Source organism: Solirubrobacter pauli (assembly GCF_003633755.1).
Taxonomy (GTDB): Bacteria; Actinomycetota; Thermoleophilia; order Solirubrobacterales; family Solirubrobacteraceae; genus Solirubrobacter; species Solirubrobacter pauli.
The window spans coordinates 3,224,608-3,238,926 of record NZ_RBIL01000001.1 but is presented as its reverse complement, the minus strand read 5'-3'; the positions used below and the strand labels follow the sequence as shown (position 1 = coordinate 3,238,926).

The 14,319-nt window shown below is 71.4% G+C and carries 13 protein-coding genes and 1 tRNA gene; 8 read left to right on the top strand and 6 right to left on the bottom strand.

Annotated elements, in window-relative coordinates:
• Positions 1-17 precede the first annotated feature (17 nt).
• Complete coding sequence (locus C8N24_RS15225) at positions 18-1,244, top strand: MFS transporter (RefSeq protein ID WP_170179118.1); 1,227 nt, start codon at positions 18-20, stop codon at positions 1,242-1,244.
• Here C8N24_RS15225 and C8N24_RS15220 read toward each other — a convergent pair.
• Together C8N24_RS15220 and C8N24_RS15215 are read right to left on the bottom strand one after the other, a co-directional pair.
• Positions 1,219-4,251, bottom strand: a complete 3,033-nt coding sequence (locus C8N24_RS15220; protein WP_170179117.1) for a M20/M25/M40 family metallo-hydrolase — start codon at positions 4,249-4,251, stop codon at positions 1,219-1,221. The two genes, C8N24_RS15225 and C8N24_RS15220, sit on opposite strands and share 26 nt — an antisense overlap.
• A gap of 146 nt (positions 4,252-4,397) precedes the next feature.
• Complete coding sequence (locus C8N24_RS15215) at positions 4,398-5,249, bottom strand: universal stress protein (protein WP_170179116.1); 852 nt, start codon at positions 5,247-5,249, stop codon at positions 4,398-4,400.
• Positions 5,250-5,380: 131 nt separating this feature from the next.
• Between C8N24_RS15215 and mbhE the strand changes: the two genes are divergently transcribed.
• The 7 genes from mbhE to C8N24_RS15180 are packed head-to-tail and all read left to right on the top strand — an operon-like array spanning position 5,381 to position 10,835.
• Entirely contained in the window at positions 5,381-7,609 is a 2,229-nt protein-coding gene (gene mbhE, locus C8N24_RS15210) for a hydrogen gas-evolving membrane-bound hydrogenase subunit E (protein ID WP_245971863.1), read from the top strand.
• The gene (locus tag C8N24_RS15205) at positions 7,606-8,043 is read left to right on the top strand and encodes an MnhB domain-containing protein (RefSeq protein ID WP_121251107.1); all 438 of its coding nucleotides are present in this window, start codon (positions 7,606-7,608) and stop codon (positions 8,041-8,043) included. The genes mbhE and C8N24_RS15205 overlap by 4 nt, the downstream gene beginning before the upstream one ends.
• Complete coding sequence (locus tag C8N24_RS15200) at positions 8,040-8,438, top strand: NADH-quinone oxidoreductase subunit K (RefSeq protein ID WP_121251105.1); 399 nt, start codon at positions 8,040-8,042, stop codon at positions 8,436-8,438. The genes C8N24_RS15205 and C8N24_RS15200 overlap by 4 nt, the downstream gene beginning before the upstream one ends.
• Positions 8,435-9,805 (top strand): complex I subunit 5 family protein, encoded by a 1,371-nt coding sequence (locus tag C8N24_RS15195; protein ID WP_121251102.1) that lies wholly within the window; start codon positions 8,435-8,437, stop codon positions 9,803-9,805. Before C8N24_RS15200 ends, C8N24_RS15195 begins: the two co-directional genes overlap by 4 nt.
• Complete coding sequence (locus C8N24_RS15190; RefSeq protein ID WP_121251100.1) at positions 9,802-10,284, top strand: Na+/H+ antiporter subunit E; 483 nt, start codon at positions 9,802-9,804, stop codon at positions 10,282-10,284. The genes C8N24_RS15195 and C8N24_RS15190 overlap by 4 nt, the downstream gene beginning before the upstream one ends.
• A gap of 3 nt (positions 10,285-10,287) precedes the next feature.
• Complete coding sequence (locus C8N24_RS15185; protein ID WP_121251098.1) at positions 10,288-10,554, top strand: MrpF/PhaF family protein; 267 nt, start codon at positions 10,288-10,290, stop codon at positions 10,552-10,554.
• Entirely contained in the window at positions 10,554-10,835 is a 282-nt protein-coding gene (locus C8N24_RS15180; RefSeq protein WP_121251096.1) for a monovalent cation/H(+) antiporter subunit G, read from the top strand. Before C8N24_RS15185 ends, C8N24_RS15180 begins: the two co-directional genes overlap by 1 nt.
• Positions 10,836-10,918: 83 nt before the next feature.
• Here C8N24_RS15180 and C8N24_RS15175 read toward each other — a convergent pair.
• The 4 genes from C8N24_RS15175 to C8N24_RS15160 form a co-directional block, all read right to left on the bottom strand.
• Positions 10,919-11,000: transfer RNA gene (locus tag C8N24_RS15175), tRNA-Tyr, on the bottom strand.
• Between the two features lie 15 nt (positions 11,001-11,015).
• Entirely contained in the window at positions 11,016-12,137 is a 1,122-nt protein-coding gene (locus tag C8N24_RS15170) for an ABC transporter ATP-binding protein (protein ID WP_121251094.1), read from the bottom strand.
• Positions 12,137-13,498 carry a GH1 family beta-glucosidase gene (locus C8N24_RS15165; protein WP_121251092.1) on the bottom strand — a complete coding sequence of 454 codons (1,362 nt, stop codon included), beginning with the start codon at positions 13,496-13,498 and terminating at the stop codon, positions 12,137-12,139. The genes C8N24_RS15170 and C8N24_RS15165 overlap by 1 nt, the downstream gene beginning before the upstream one ends.
• Positions 13,495-14,316, bottom strand: a complete 822-nt coding sequence (locus C8N24_RS15160; protein WP_211339978.1) for a carbohydrate ABC transporter permease — start codon at positions 14,314-14,316, stop codon at positions 13,495-13,497. Before C8N24_RS15160 ends, C8N24_RS15165 begins: the two co-directional genes overlap by 4 nt.
• Positions 14,317-14,319 lie beyond the last annotated feature (3 nt).

The window sequence follows — 14,319 nt, the reverse complement described above, 5'->3', positions numbered from 1 at the left end:
GGAGTAAAATGCGCTGGATGACTCCCGGCGACCACGCTCCCGCGTCCCGGACGCCCGTCCCCGTGCTGCTCACCCTGCTCGCCCTCGGGGTCTTCGCCGCGGTCACCTCGGAGGTGCTGCCGGTCGGCCTGCTCCCGGCGATCGGCGAGAGCCTGCACGCGGACGAGGCGTCCGTCGGTCTGCTGGTGTCGGTGTACGCGGTCGTGGTCGCCGGCGCCTCGCTGCCCCTGACCGGCCTGCTCGCCCGCTGGCCGCGGCGGCGAGCGCTCTGGGTGCTGCTGGTCGCCTACGCCGTGGGCAACGCGACGTTCGCGCTGGCCGACGACTACGCCGTCGCCGTGGCGGCCCGCCTGCTCGCCGGGTTCGCCCACGCCGGCTTCTTCTCCGTCACCATCGGCACCGCCGTCTCACTCGTGCCGATGGAGCGGGCGGGACGAGCGGCCGCCTGGGTCTACGCCGGGACGACGCTCGCCCTGGCCGGCGGCGTCCCCGCCGGGACCGCGCTCGGCACGGCGATCGGCTGGCGCTGGTCGTTCGCCGCGATCGCGCTGGTGCTGCTGATCCTGGCCGCCCTGATGGCGGTGTTGCTCCCGTCGGCCCCACCTCCGGCCACGACAGCCTCCGAGCCGGTGCTGCGCACGCTCCGCAAGCGTCCCGTGCTGCTCGTCGCGGCGGTCATCAGCCTGCTCACGCTCGGCCACTACACCGCCTTCACCTACGCCAGCCCGATCCTCACGGCGGCCGGCATCGGCGAGGCCTCGGTCAGCCTGGTCCTCTTCGGCTACGGGATCGCGGGCGCCCTGGGTCTCTGGGTCGCCGGCGCCGTCGCCGACCGCGAGCCACGAAGGGCGTTGCTGGTGGCCGTGACCATGACGACCGCCGCGCTGCTCGCACTCGGCGTCCCGGGGCGGCCCGTCGGCGCGGTCGTCATCGCCATGCTCGTCTGGGGCGCGGCGTTCGGCTCGCTCCCCACGCTGCTCCAGACCCTCGCCCACCGCGCCGCGTCCACGTCCGCCGACACGGCGCCCGCCGTGGTCAACGCCACCTTCAACCTCGGCATCTCCGCCGGCGGCCTGCTCGGCGGTCGCGTCCTCCTGATGGCCTCGCCGTCGACGACGGCGGTGGCCGGCGCGGCGCTGACGACGCTCGCGCTGCTGCTCGTGCTCGCGGCGCGCCCACGGCCCAGCCGAGTCGGCTGGACCGTGGCGTCGCCGCGCCCTAGGGGTTGGTCGTGGAGAGCGTGAACGTCACCGTCTTGCTGTAGGTGCCGGTCCGCAGCGCGTCGTTGGCGCCGATCGATTGCTTGAACGTGACCGTCACGTCGTCATTGGACACGGGGCCGGTCCACGTCGACTTCGAGAACGCCACCTGCAGCGGCTGCGGCAGCGAGAACGCGCCGTTGGTGAGATGGCCCGGGTCGGACACGCTCAGCGTCGCGTCGCCTGCGGTCGAGGTCACCCTCGCCGTCGTCGTGGCGACGTAGTCGTCGGCCACGCCGGGGACGAACGGGGCGAACGAGGCGGGCGCGCCCAGGGTGAGCGACAGCGTCGCCGGGACGGTGCCGCCGACCGTCGTCTGCTCCTCGTCGGCGATCCAGTTCGAAGCGGTCACGTAGACCGCGTCGGGCGAGGAGAACTCCGCGTTCTTGGTCCCGTCGCCGAACTGGAAGAAGCCGCGCTGCTTGACCGCGCCGCGCCCGGGGAACGGGTCGGGGTTCGAGGCGAGGTAGGTCGGGTTGACGGTGTAGAGGTCCGTCTTGGAATCCGCGAGGACCGGCTTCACACCCTCGTACGGCGCGTCCGTGACGGCGAGGTTGACCGACAGGTACAGGGCGTCGGGGTTGGTGGCCGAGACGCGCGAGGAGAAGTACTTGTCCGCGCTCTGCCCGGCCGGGACCGTAAGCGGCACGACCTTGTCGCCGACCAGGAGGTTGAACGTGACGTCGCCGTAACCGCGGGCGACGAACGTCGCCCAGTCCGCGTCCCGCATGTACTCGGGGCGCTCGACCTTGAACTCCAACCGCATCGGCGCCACGTATGTGGTGCTCAGGTACTCCGGGTCGTTCAGGGGCAGGTAGACCCCGCCCGCGGCGTGCCCGAGCGCGAACGCCGCCGCCGTCGGCGCCGAGTTGCCGCGCCCGTTCCACATCGGGATGTTGAACGCGGTGGCACCGAGCAGGGCCCGCGAGCCCAACTGGCTCTTGCCGACCGCGGCCGACGCGTCCTTGAAGGTGCCGATCGTGACGTCGAGCAGGTCGAGGTCCGCCCGGTCGGCGTTGAGCCCCGGCATGCCCGCCCACATGAACTGGGCGCCGGCCGGGCCCGAGTACCGGGCCATCTCCAGCATGCCGTCGGCCATCATCTTCGTCATCTGCACGGCCGAGTCGACCTTCATCCGCTCGTTGGCCGTGTGCCACCAGCGCTCGTTGCCCGGGATGACGGCGCCGAACGCGGTCATCTTGTTGCGGAAGTTGCTGGCCAGGGTGCCGCCGGTCGTGCCTTGCGGGTAGGTGACGTCCCGCAGCGCGGACGGGTCCGCGAACGCCGCCGGCTCATGGTCGATCGTGGCCCGGTAGCTGCCGAACTGCAGCGCCGTCAGCGGGTTGTCGTGCGTGACGTACAGCCCGGCGCCGATCGGCGAGCCGAGGGCGCCGAGCGTGAAGCCCTTCGCCTGGAAGGCGGCCGTGACCGCCGCGGTCGCCTGGGCCGAGTCGGCCGCGGTGACGTGCATGCTGCGCACGAACAGCGGGATGCTGAGGCTGCCGGTGGCGTCCGTGTAGAAGCTGGTCGGCGTCTCTGAGTTGATGCCGCCCATCAGGGCGAAGGTCAGGTTCGGCGTGCCGTTGCTGGGGTTGCGCAGCAGGCTCGCGGGGATGCCCATGTACTTGCCGATGTAGGCCTCGCCCTCGACCCCGTCGCGGAAGAACAGGTCGGTGATGCCGTCGGCGGCCTGCTTGAGCTGCAGGCCGGGGTCGAGCGCCTTGGAGAGCAGGAACATCCCCCAGACGACGGCGTTCTTGCCGTATTGCGGCGTCGGCATCTCCATCGCGACGTCGGTGTTGACCTCGAGCGTGAGCGCGTCGCCCGCGATCGTCGTCTGCACCTTGGGCGTGGTGCCGGGAGCCGCGGGGAGCCAGCCCTTCGCGGTCGCGGCCGCGGTGACCGCCGCCGCGAACCGGTCCCGCGCCGCAGCGTCCGCCCCTGTCACGTCGAGGGTGAAGATGGCCCGCGAGGCGATCTGGGTGGTGCTGCCGTACGCGATGTCCTTGAGCGTCGGGTCACCTTCGCGCAACGTCACGCCGGCCCTGGCGTCCGTCAACCGGAACGCCTTGCCGGCGTCCGCGGACAGGCTCATCGACGCCGACGGGGTCACCGACCCGGAGTTGCCGACGATGACCGGGAACCGCGAGTCGGAGGTGTAGGCCGCGACCGGCGTCTCCTCCCGGTTGAGGTTCTTGTAGGCCCAGTTGTCGTAGAAGCTCGGGTTCGCGTTGTACGGGATCGACTGGAAGGTGGCGGTGTTCGCCGCCGTGGGCGTGCCGGGACCGCCGTCCTCGTAGATGCCCATGACGATGCGGACGCGTCGATCCATGGGCAGCCCCGCCTCGAGCATCGCCTTGGCGGCGAGCAGCGTCGCGAGCGTCGGGCCGCTGTCGTCCTGCAGGCCCGCCCCGTAGACCCAGCCGTCCTTGACGTAGGACGAGTGGTAGGCGCCGGGCGTGCCGAGGTTGCCGAAGGGGTCCCGCCAGCGCGCGAGCTGGGCGGCCGTCACCGACGCCGTCGGCGAGTCCAGATGGCTCAACGCCATGACCATCTCCGGAGCGTCCGGATCGCCGATCTCCGCGTACACGTACTTGTCGGGCTGGCGCTGCACGACGACCGGGAATCCCAGGTCCTTCGCCAGCTTCACGACCCAGGCGAGCTTCGCGACCTTGCGGTCGTACTCGTTCTGGTTGGCCGCCGTGTTGCTGACCGGGAACGGATACGCGGTCGCGGCCGTGCCGCCCCGCGAGATCGAGTCGTAGGTCGCTCCGTCCAGCATCGCCCCGACCAGCGTGAGCGGGTCGTACGTGCCGTCCCCCGCCCGCGCGTCGCTGATGCGGCCCGCCAACGCCTCGACCTCCGCGTGGATCGCGTCCCGCTCGGCGTCGGTGACCGACAGGTCGTACGTCACGCTCGGCTGGAACTGCTCCTCGCCGATGCCGCTCGCGGACGCATCGCCCGCGCCTCCCGTGGACAAGAGCAATGACATCCCCAATGCCATCGCCAGAGGCTTCCCCCGCATACCCGCACCCCCGTACGACTACAGAACGTAGGACTTCGCTGGCCCGGACCCTGTCAGCCCGTCGTCGAGGTGTCAACGACCCCTTGGCCGAGCGGCCTAGCAGGAGCGGCTGTTCACCGACGCAACGGCAGGAACCCGTCGGCCAACCGCGGCGGAAGGAGCATCGTCGGACGGGTGCCCATGCCGATCAGCTCGAGCGCGGTGCTCCCCGTGACCGCCGTGGCGACCGCTCCCCGAGCGCGGTGCCCCACGATCACGAGGTCCGAGGAGACCTCATCGGCGACGTCCGCGATCACCGGCGCCGGCCGGCCGGGGCGGACGCGCGCGTCCACGTCGAGGCCCGGCGGAAGCTTCGAGAGGACCTGGCGCATGAGCCGCTCGGCAGCACCGCGGTCCGTGTCGACCCGCGGGCCGGGCATACGTGGCGAGCCCGTCCTGACCGAGCCGAGCTCGACGGCGTGCACCAACACGAGTGCAGCGCCGAGTCTCGCCGCCATCCGCCCCACCGCTTGGGCAAGCGCGATCTGATCGGCACCGTCGTCCACCACCGCGCAGACGAGCGGCCCTCCGAGCGTGACCGGAGCAGCGCCGGCCCGGACGACGACCACGGGGACTTCGCGCTCGGCGATCACGGCTCGAGTGGTGCTGCCCAGGGCAGCGCTGGTGACCGCGCCCTGGCCGCGCGAGCCCATGATGACCAGCTGGGCGCCGTGCTCGCGCGCCGCCCCCAGGATGCCGGCCGCGGCGCTCTCCGCCACCACCATCTCGGTTCGACCGCTCGGGAGCCGCAGGTCTTCGAAGAGCGCGGACGCGGCGGCGCGCGCCGCGTTCAGCAGGTGCAGGTCGGCGGCGTCAGGCCGCGGTTGCGCCGGAGCGACGTGGACGAACCGCGGCTCGAGCTCGAGCTTCGAGGCCAGCCAGGTGCCGAGCACGACCACGTCGGCCGCGTACGCGTCCTCGTCCACGGCGCAGACGGCCGCGACTGCCGAGGGGTGTGAGGCGGAGGTGCTCATCGCCGGCGCGCGCGGCCCATCGTACCGGCGCGGCGAGCGGTCGAGTGGTCGGGCATGATGTGCACCCGGATGGTCGCGATCCCGTGAAGTCGTCTCGCGCCGACCCCCTCGCCTGGACCGCCACTGCCGGCGCGCTCGCCGGATTCGCGGTCTGTCTCGCGGGGTGGCTCGCGGGAGGAGGCAGCGTCGACGTCGCCTGGGCGCCGACGCTCGACCTCCGGCTGGATCTGGCGTTCGACGGGCTCGGGGCGCTGTACGCCCTGCTGGCCACGGGAATCGGCACCGCCGTGTTCGCCTACGGCTCGGCCTATCTGCCGCTGCACCTGGCGCACGGCGAGCGCCCCGCGACCGAGGCCCGCCGCTTCTGGCCATGGATGACGCTGTTCATGCTCTCGATGATCGGGCTCGCGTGCGCGCGCGACCTGGTGCTGCTGTTCGTCTTCTTCGACCTGACCGCCGTTGCGTCGTACTTCCTGATCGGCTTCGACCGTGACCGGCGCGAGGCACGCGGCGCGGCGCTCATGGCGCTGCTCGTCACCGGTGTCAGCGCCGTCGCGCTGCTCTTGGGCGCGGTGTTGCTGTACGCGGAATACGGCACGTTCTCGCTCCCGCAGCTGTTCGACCGCGCGCAGGCCGGGACGACGACCACGGTCGCCTGCGCGCTGATCGCGGTCGCGGCCCTCGCGAAGAGCGCCCAGGTGCCGCTGCACTTCTGGTTGCCGCGCGCGATGGCCGCGCCGACGCCGGTGTCGGCGTACCTGCACTCGGCCGCGATGGTGGCGGCCGGCGTGCTCGTCCTCGGCCGGGTGCACCCGCTGCTCGCGCTCGACGCGGTCCTGCTCGACGGGCTGCTGGTGATCGGGCTGGCGTCGATCGTCATCGGCGGCCTGCTGGCCCTGGCGCAGGACGAGCTCAAGCAGATCCTGGCCCACTCGACGATCTCCCAGTACGGGTACGTCGTGACGTTGTACGGGATCGGCGGCGCGGCGGGTGCGGGCGCCGCCGCCCTCTACGTGATCACGCACGCCATCGCCAAGAGCGCCCTGTTCATGACCGCGGGGGCCGTGACGGAAGCGACGGGCGAGGCGCGGCTCTCGCACCTCGGCGGGCTGGCGCGCACGATGCCGGTGCTGGCCGTGGCGAGCGGCGTCGCGGCGGCGACCCTCGCCGCGCTCCCGCTGACCCTCGGGTTCTTCAAGGACGAGTTGTTCTTCGCCGCCGCACGCGAGCGCGGCTGGCTCGTGGCGGTGATGGCCGTCGTCGCAGCCGCGTTGACCTTCGCCTACATCGCCCGGTTCTGGTTCGGCCTGTTCACGGGGCCGCGGCGCACGGCGGCCGGCGCGATCCCGTCGCTGCTGGTCGCACCGGTCGTGGTGCTCGCCGCGATCGCGCTCGTGGGCGGGTTCGTCGTGAGCCCGTTCACCGAGTTGGCCAATGACGCCGCGACGGTCACGTACGGCGCTCCGGTCGACCTCCACCCTGCCTACCACGTCGACGCGCGGGCGGAGAACCTGATGGCCCTGGCGGCATGGGCGCTCGGCGCAGCGTTCGTGCTCGTCCCGCGTGCCCGCGCGGCGCTCGTGGGCGCGGTCGCCCGGGTGGGCGATCGCGTCGGCCCACGCCGCGTGTACGGGACCTCGCTGCGGGCGCTCAACCGCTGCTCGGACCGACTGCACGACGCAGAGGTCCGCGACCTGCGCAACAGCATCGCCGCGGTGCTCGTGCCCACGGGCGTGCTCGTCGCCCTGGGCCTCGTGTTCACCCCGACCGAGAACTCGTTCATCGTCGGCCCGGTCGCGGCGGGTGATCTGCCGATCATCGTTCTCCTCGTGCTGTGCGTGGCCGCCGCCTTCACCGCGGTCCGTGATCCGGGCCGGTTGCGGCCGGTGCTCGCCCTCTCGGTCCTCGGGTTCGCCCTTGCCGCCGTGTACGCGGTCTCCGGCGCTCCAGACGTCGCGTTGGTGGCCGTGCTGGTCGAGACGATCTTCACCCTGGTGTTCGTCGGCGTCTTCTCCCGGCTGCCCCAACCCCGCCGGGACCGCCCACCACGACGTCGCCGGCGCGCGGTCGTCGGCGGGGTCGTCGCGGGCGCCACGTCGTTCGTCGTGATCTGGGCGACGCTGTCGCGGACGAGCCAGACGACCGGTGACGCGGCCGAGCACGTCAAGCGCGCCAAGGACGCGCACGGCGGTGACGTCGTGACCGTCATCCTCGCCGACTTCCGTGGGCTGGACACCATGGTGGAGATCACCGTGCTGGCGGTCGCGATCGTCGGGGTCGCCAGCCTGCTCCGCGCCGGGAGGAGCTGGTGAACGCGATCATCGAGGTCGTCGCCCCGCGTCTGCTCGGGCCCGCGGTGATGGTCGCCGCGGCGATCATCGTCAAGGGGTACACCGACGTCGGCGACGGCTTCTCCGCGGGCGTCATCGTCGCGCTGGCGATCTCCCTGCGGTACATCACCTACGGACCTCGGCGCGCCGAGCGCAGCCTGCCGATCCTCCGTCACGCGCCGGTCATCGCGGCCGGCGGCCTGGTGCTCGCGCTGCTGGTCGGCTTCGCGCCGATCGTCTTCGGTGACCCGCCCTTCACCCACTGGCCGGCGCCCGACGCCGAGGTCGTCAAGCTCGGGACCCTGGAGCTGATCACCGCGGTCGCGTTCGACATCGGGGTCTTCCTGCTCGTCTGCGGAGCGCTCGTGACGCTCGTCCACCATCTCTCGACGCTCGTCGAAGGAGCGGACGGGTGAAGCTGATCTTCGCCCTCGTCGCCGCCACCCTGTTCGGCTCCGGCGCGTACCTGCTGCTCAACCGCGACCTCGTCCGCGTGGTCCTCGGCGTCGTCCTGATCTCCCAGGCCGCCGTGCTGACGCTGATCGCCTCGGGCCTCACCCGCGGCGCCGCTCCGATCTACCCGCTGACCGAAAGCGACATCAGCGACCCGCTCAGCCAGGGCATGGCGCTGACGGCGATCGTCATCGGCCTCGCCGTCACCGCGCTGCTGCTGGTGCTCGTCCTGCGGGTGGTCCAGGCGTTCGAGTCGCGCGAGCTCGACGAGATCGCCGAGGACGAGGCCTCACGCGACGCGGAGCTCGAGCGCCGGCATTCCCGTGAGCACGAGGACGAGGAGGCGGCCGCGCGGTGACCGCACTCGCCCTGGCACTCGTGATCCCGTGGGCCGCGGGCGTCGTGCTCGTGCTCTGCGACGGCCGCAAGCGATCGGTGGGCTGGGTGGCGGTCGCCGTGCTCGCCGCCAACCTCGTCGCGCTCGTGGTGCTCGCCACCCAGGTGCTTCCCGACGGCAAGGTGGAGGCGACCACGGGCAACTGGCCGACCGGCGTGGGGATCACGCTCCGCGCGGACGCGCTGGGCGTGCTGTTCGCGCTGCTGTCGTCGCTGGCCGTGCTGACGGCGATGATCCACGAGGTCCTCGAAGGTGTGCGGGAACGGGTCTTCCCGGGGCTCGTGGTGCTCTTGGGCGCCGGTCTCTCCGGCGTGTTCCTCACCGGCGACCTCTTCGACTTCTACGTCTTCTTCGAGCTGGCGATGACCGCCGCCTACATCCTCGCCACCTACGGCGGCACACGCCGGGAGCTCGGCGCGGCGCTCGTGTTCACGACCGTCAACCTGCTCGGCACCTTCGTGTTCCTGCTGTCGGTCGCCGGCCTGTACCACGTCACCGGCACGCTCGACATGGCCCGGATCGCCGAGCGTGCCGCGGGCGTGGACCCGAACGCCGCGATCCTGATCGCCGTCGGCTTCTTCGCCGCGTTCAGCGTCAAGCTCGGGCTGTTCCCGTTCCACTTCTGGCTGCCGACGGTCTACACCGGCTCGCGGCCCGCGGTCGCGGCCATCCTCAGCGGCGGGCTGGCCAACATCGGCGCCTACGGGCTGCTGCGGTTCGGCGGCGAGCTGCTGCCCGACGAGCTCGCGCTCGCCGGCACCGCCTTGATCGTGATCGGCAGCGCGTCGATCCTCTATGGCGGCCTGCTGGCGGTGTCGCGGCGCACGTCGGCCGAGATGCTCGCCTACTCGGCGATCGGCCAGGTGGGCTACGTGCTCGTGGCCGTCGGGGTGGGCGGCGAGGTCGGCTTCGCCGCCGCGATCCTGTACTCGGTGGTCAACGCGCTCAACAAGGTGCTGCTGTTCCTCACCGTCGAGCTGCGCGGGGCGCTCGTGGGCGCGGTGTTCGTGATCGGAGCCCTGAGCGTGGCGGGCGTGCCGCCCGCGGCCGGGTTCATCGGCAAGCTGGAGCTCTTCCGGGCCGCGATCGACGACCCGGTCGTGCTCGTGTTGTTCTTCCTCGGCAGCGCGCTGTCGTTCGTGTACGTGTTCCAGATCTACCAATTCGACTTCTGGCGCCACGAGCGCACGAGCGCCGGCAGCCGCTGGCCGCAGCAGGCGCTGGTGGCGCTCATCGCGCTGGTGGTCTTGGCGATGGGGGTCTGGCCCGAGCCGCTGCTCGCGCTCAGCCACGACGCCGCCGCGGTGCTCGCGAGGGCGGCCGGATGACCCGCGTCATCGTGCAGGCGCTGGCCCTGATGGGCGTCTACCTCCTCGTCCTCACGAGCACGAAGCCCGCCGACGCCGCCGCCGGGCTCGCACTCGGCCTGGTGCTCGCGGTCGGGCTGCGGCCGCGACTGGCCGGCCGGTCCGCCCCTTCGCCGTCGTGGCGCGGACTGCTCGCTCTCGGTCCGGTGCTCGCGACCACCGCGCTCGAGATGATCCTCGGGAGCTGGCGCACGGCTCGCTTCTGCCTGCGCGGCGGCGGACAGCCCGGGTTCGTCGAGATCCCGCGCGGGGAGCGCTCACGGCACGGCATCGCCTTCTGGGGCGTGCTGACGGGCGAGGCCCCCGACGAAGTGCCCGTGGACGTCGACGAGGAGCGCGACGTGCTGATCGTCCACCTGATCGACGCCAGCGATCCCGACGCCGTGCGCGAGCGCCACCGGCGAGCGTACGAGCGCTTCCAACGCAAGGTGGTGCCCTGATCGATGCCGGAGATCGTGGCCGTCATCGCCGCCGGCTGGTCGACGCTGCTGCTGTTCGGCGGCGGCCTCCTGCTGCTGCGCTCCCCGGACACCCTGCACCGCGTCCTCGCGCTCGACGTGCTCGTGGCGATCGTGATCATGCTGCTGACCACGCTCTCCTACCTGCGCGATGTCTCCTACTACATCGACGCGGCCCTCGCCCTTGCGCTGCTCGCGCTCACGTCGACGCTGGTCGCCGCCCGCTACGTCACCCGCGGAGGGCCGTTCTGATGATGCTCGACGTGCTCGGCGCGGTGCTGCTCGGACTCGGCCTCCTGCTCGCCACCATCGGCCTCTACGGCCTGCTGCGCATGCGCGACATCAACCACCAGCTGCACCCGGCGGGGTTGGTGACGGGACCGGCGGTCCTCCTGGTCCTGCTGGCCTCCGTGGCCACCGGCAGCGCCGAGATCATCACCAGCGCGGTGCTCGTGATCCTGTTCGTGCTCGTCACCTCGCCGCTGTCCGCGCACGCGATCGCGCGAGCCGCCCGACGCCGCCGACGTCCGTAGCGACCTCCGCCTCACCGGCAAGACGTCCACGGCACTCCAGAAACAAAGAGATCCGGCGCGATGGCGCGCCGGATCTCTGTAGGTGGTGGGAGAAGGATTCGAACCTTCGAAGGCTAAGCCAACGGGTTTACAGCCCGTCCCCTTTGACCGCTCGGGAATCCCACCGGGCGGCGTGCCAGTTTAGCGACCGATCACGCGCTCGCTGTCGGGATCGAAGAGATGGACCCGGTTCGGGTCCACCCGCAAGCGGACGAGGGACCCCGGATCGGGCCGCAGGGAAGGCGGGACGCGGGCCACGAAACGCGTGGAGTCGTCGATGAGCTCCTCGTCCGAGGTGTCCAGCATGTCGCCCGTCAGGACGGAGGACGACGGCGCCTGGAGGTGCAGGAGGACGTCGCTGCCGAGCATCTCGGTGAGGACGACGCGCAGCTCCAGGATGCCCGGGCCGGACTCCGCGCCCGCCGGCTCCAGGGCCTCGGGCCGGATGCCGACGATCACGTCGCCGCGGTGGGCGCTGTTGACGGGCAGGAGGTGGTCCCCCAGCCGGACGCCGGTCTCGTCGACGACGCCGCGGAGCAGGTTCATGGCCGGGGAGCCGATGAAGCCGGCCACGAAGACGTTGGACGGCTGCTCGTACAACGCTTGCGGCGTGTCCAGCTGCTCCAACCGCCCGTCGCGCATGACGGCGACCCGGTCGCCCATGGTCATGGCCTCGGTCTGGTCGTGGGTGACGTAGAGCGTGGTGGTGCCGAGCTCCTGGTGGAGCTTGGCGATGTAGGCGCGCATCTCGACGCGGAGCTTGGCGTCGAGGTTCGACAGCGGCTCGTCCATGAGGAACGCCTCGGGCGAGCGGACGATCGCGCGGCCCAGGGCGACGCGCTGGCGCTGGCCGCCGGACAACGCCTTCGGGCGCCGACCGAGGAGCTCGCCGATGCCCAACCGCCCCGCGGCCGACTTCACGCGCTGCTCGATCTCCGACTTCGGGACCTTCTGCAGCTTCAGGGCGAAGCCCATGTTCTCGGCCACGGACATGTGCGGGTACAGCGCGTAGGACTGGAAGACCATCGCGATGTCGCGGTCCTTGGGCGCGACGTCGTTGACGACGCGCGGGCCGATCGAGATCGCGCCCGACGTCGCCTCCTCCAGGCCGGCGACCATGCGCAGCGCGGTCGACTTGCCGGAGCCCGACGGGCCGACCAGGATCGTGAACTCGCCGTCGGCGATCTCCAGGTCCAGGCCGTCGACGGCCTTCGTCCCGTCGTCGAACACCTTGGACACGTCCTCGAAGGCGATCGAGGCCATCACGCACCACCCTTCCGCGTCGCCGCGATGTGATCCCGGTACCAGAGCGCGCTGCGCTTGGGCGTGCGCTCCTGCGTGTCGTAGTCGACCCGCACGATGCCGAAACGCTTGTCGTAGCCATGTTCCCACTCGAAGTTGTCGAGCAGGGACCAGGCGTGGTAGCGCTGGACGTTCACCCCGGCCTGGACCGACGCGCGCAGCGCCTCGAGGTGGGTCTTCAGGTAAGCCACCCGCGACGGGTCCTCGACGACGCCGTCGACCAGCCGCTCGTCGTCGAACGCGGCGCCGTTCTCGGTGATCCAGATCTCCAGGTCGCCGTAGTCGGCGCGCAAGCGCAGCAGCATGTCCTGCAGCCCGCTCGCGTCGACCGGCCAGCCCATCGCCGTCGTCGCCCCGCGCGGGACGACCGTGGACACGCCCAGCGGCGCCTCCGTCGAGGTCCGCACGTACGTCGGGTTGTAGTAGTTGACGCCGAGGAAGTCGATCGGGCGCGAGATCACGTCCATGTCCTCGGGATTGAGCACCGGCAGCGGCCCGAAGACCCGCTCGTAGTGCTCGAGCATCTCCACGGGGTAGGTCCCGCGCAGCACCGGGTCCAGGAACCACCGGTTCTGGTGGGCGTCCATCATCGCCACGGCCGCCGGCTCGTCGCCGCGCATCGGGTTGAGGTTCAGCGTGATGCCGACGGGTGCCTTGACCGCCGCACGCAGCGCGTCCACCGCCAGCCCGTGCGAGAGCAGCAGGTTGTGGGAGACCGCCAGCGCCGTCGGCCAGTCCTTGATCCCCGGCGCCTTGCGCCCGTGCGCGTGCCCGAGGAAGGCGACGACCCACGGCTCGTTGTGCGTGATCCAGCCCTGGACGACGTCGCCGAGCTCGGCCGCCATGTGCGCGGCGTACTCGGCGAAGCGCAGCGCCGTGTCGCGCACCGCCCAGCCGCCGACCTCCTGTCGCGCCTGCGGCAGGTCCCAGTGATAGAGGGTCGCGACCGGCTCGATGCCCCGTTCGAGCAACCCCTCGGCGAGCCGGCGGTAGAACGCCACCCCGCGCGAGTTCAGGGGCCCGCGCCCGTCCGGCTGCACGCGCGGCCAGGCGATCGAGAAGCGGTAGGACTCCAGGCCGAGCTCGACCATCAGGTCCAGGTCGTCGGCCCAGCGGTGGTAGTGGTCACAGGCGACGTCGCCCGTGTCGCCTCCCACGACGGCACCGGGCTTGTGCGAGAAGCGATCCCAGATCGACTCGCCGCGCCCGTCCTCGCGCACGGCGCCCTCGACCTGGTAGGACGCAGTCGCCGCGCCGAAGCGGAAGCCGTTGGGAAGCCATGAGACCGCGTCGGCGGCGGGCTTGGGAGCGGTGGCCGTCATCCCTTCACCGCCCCGGCGGTGATGCCCTTCACGAGCCAACGCTGGGTCGCGAAGAAGGCGATGAGCACGGGAAGGGTGGAGACCACGCCGGCCGCCATCAGCTGCGCCGTCCTTTCCTGGTAGTTGCCGATGAAGTTGCGGATGCCGATCGGGATCGTCTCGGCGTTCTCTTGCGTCAGGGCCGCGACGAACAGCAGCTCGTCCCAGGCGAACAGGAACGCGTAGACGAACGTCGCGACGAGGCCGGGCGCCGCAGCCGGCAGCACGATCTTCACGAACGCGCCGAAGCGGGTGCAGCCGTCGACCATCGCGGCCTCCTCGAGGTCCCGCGGGATCGCGGCGAAGAAGTACCGCATGAAGTAGATCGCCACAGGCGTGAAGAACGCCGTGTAGACGAGGATCATCCCGGCGTGGGTGTCGAACAGCGCGACCGGCGTGTTCTGCTTGAGCCAGACGAAGCCCATGAACACGGGCAGCAGGAACAGCGAGCCCGGGATCAGCTGCGTGCCGACCACGCCGAGTGAGAGGCCCGTCGCGCCACGGAACTTGAACCGCGCGAGCGCGTAGCCGGCGCACGACGCGAACGCCGTCGCGCACAGCGCCGCCGCCGTGCAGATGATCAGCGAGTTGACCATGTACCGCTCGAAGTCCACGGTCTTCCACATCCGGCTGAAGGCCGTGAAGGTGGGCTCGAGCAGGTTGTAGGCGCCGGTCGAGAGCTGGCCGTCGGTCTGCAGCGAGGCCGCGACGAGCCAGATGATCGGCGAGAGCATCAGGAGCAGGACGAGCCACGTGAGCACGTCGAGGCCCCTGTTCACGAG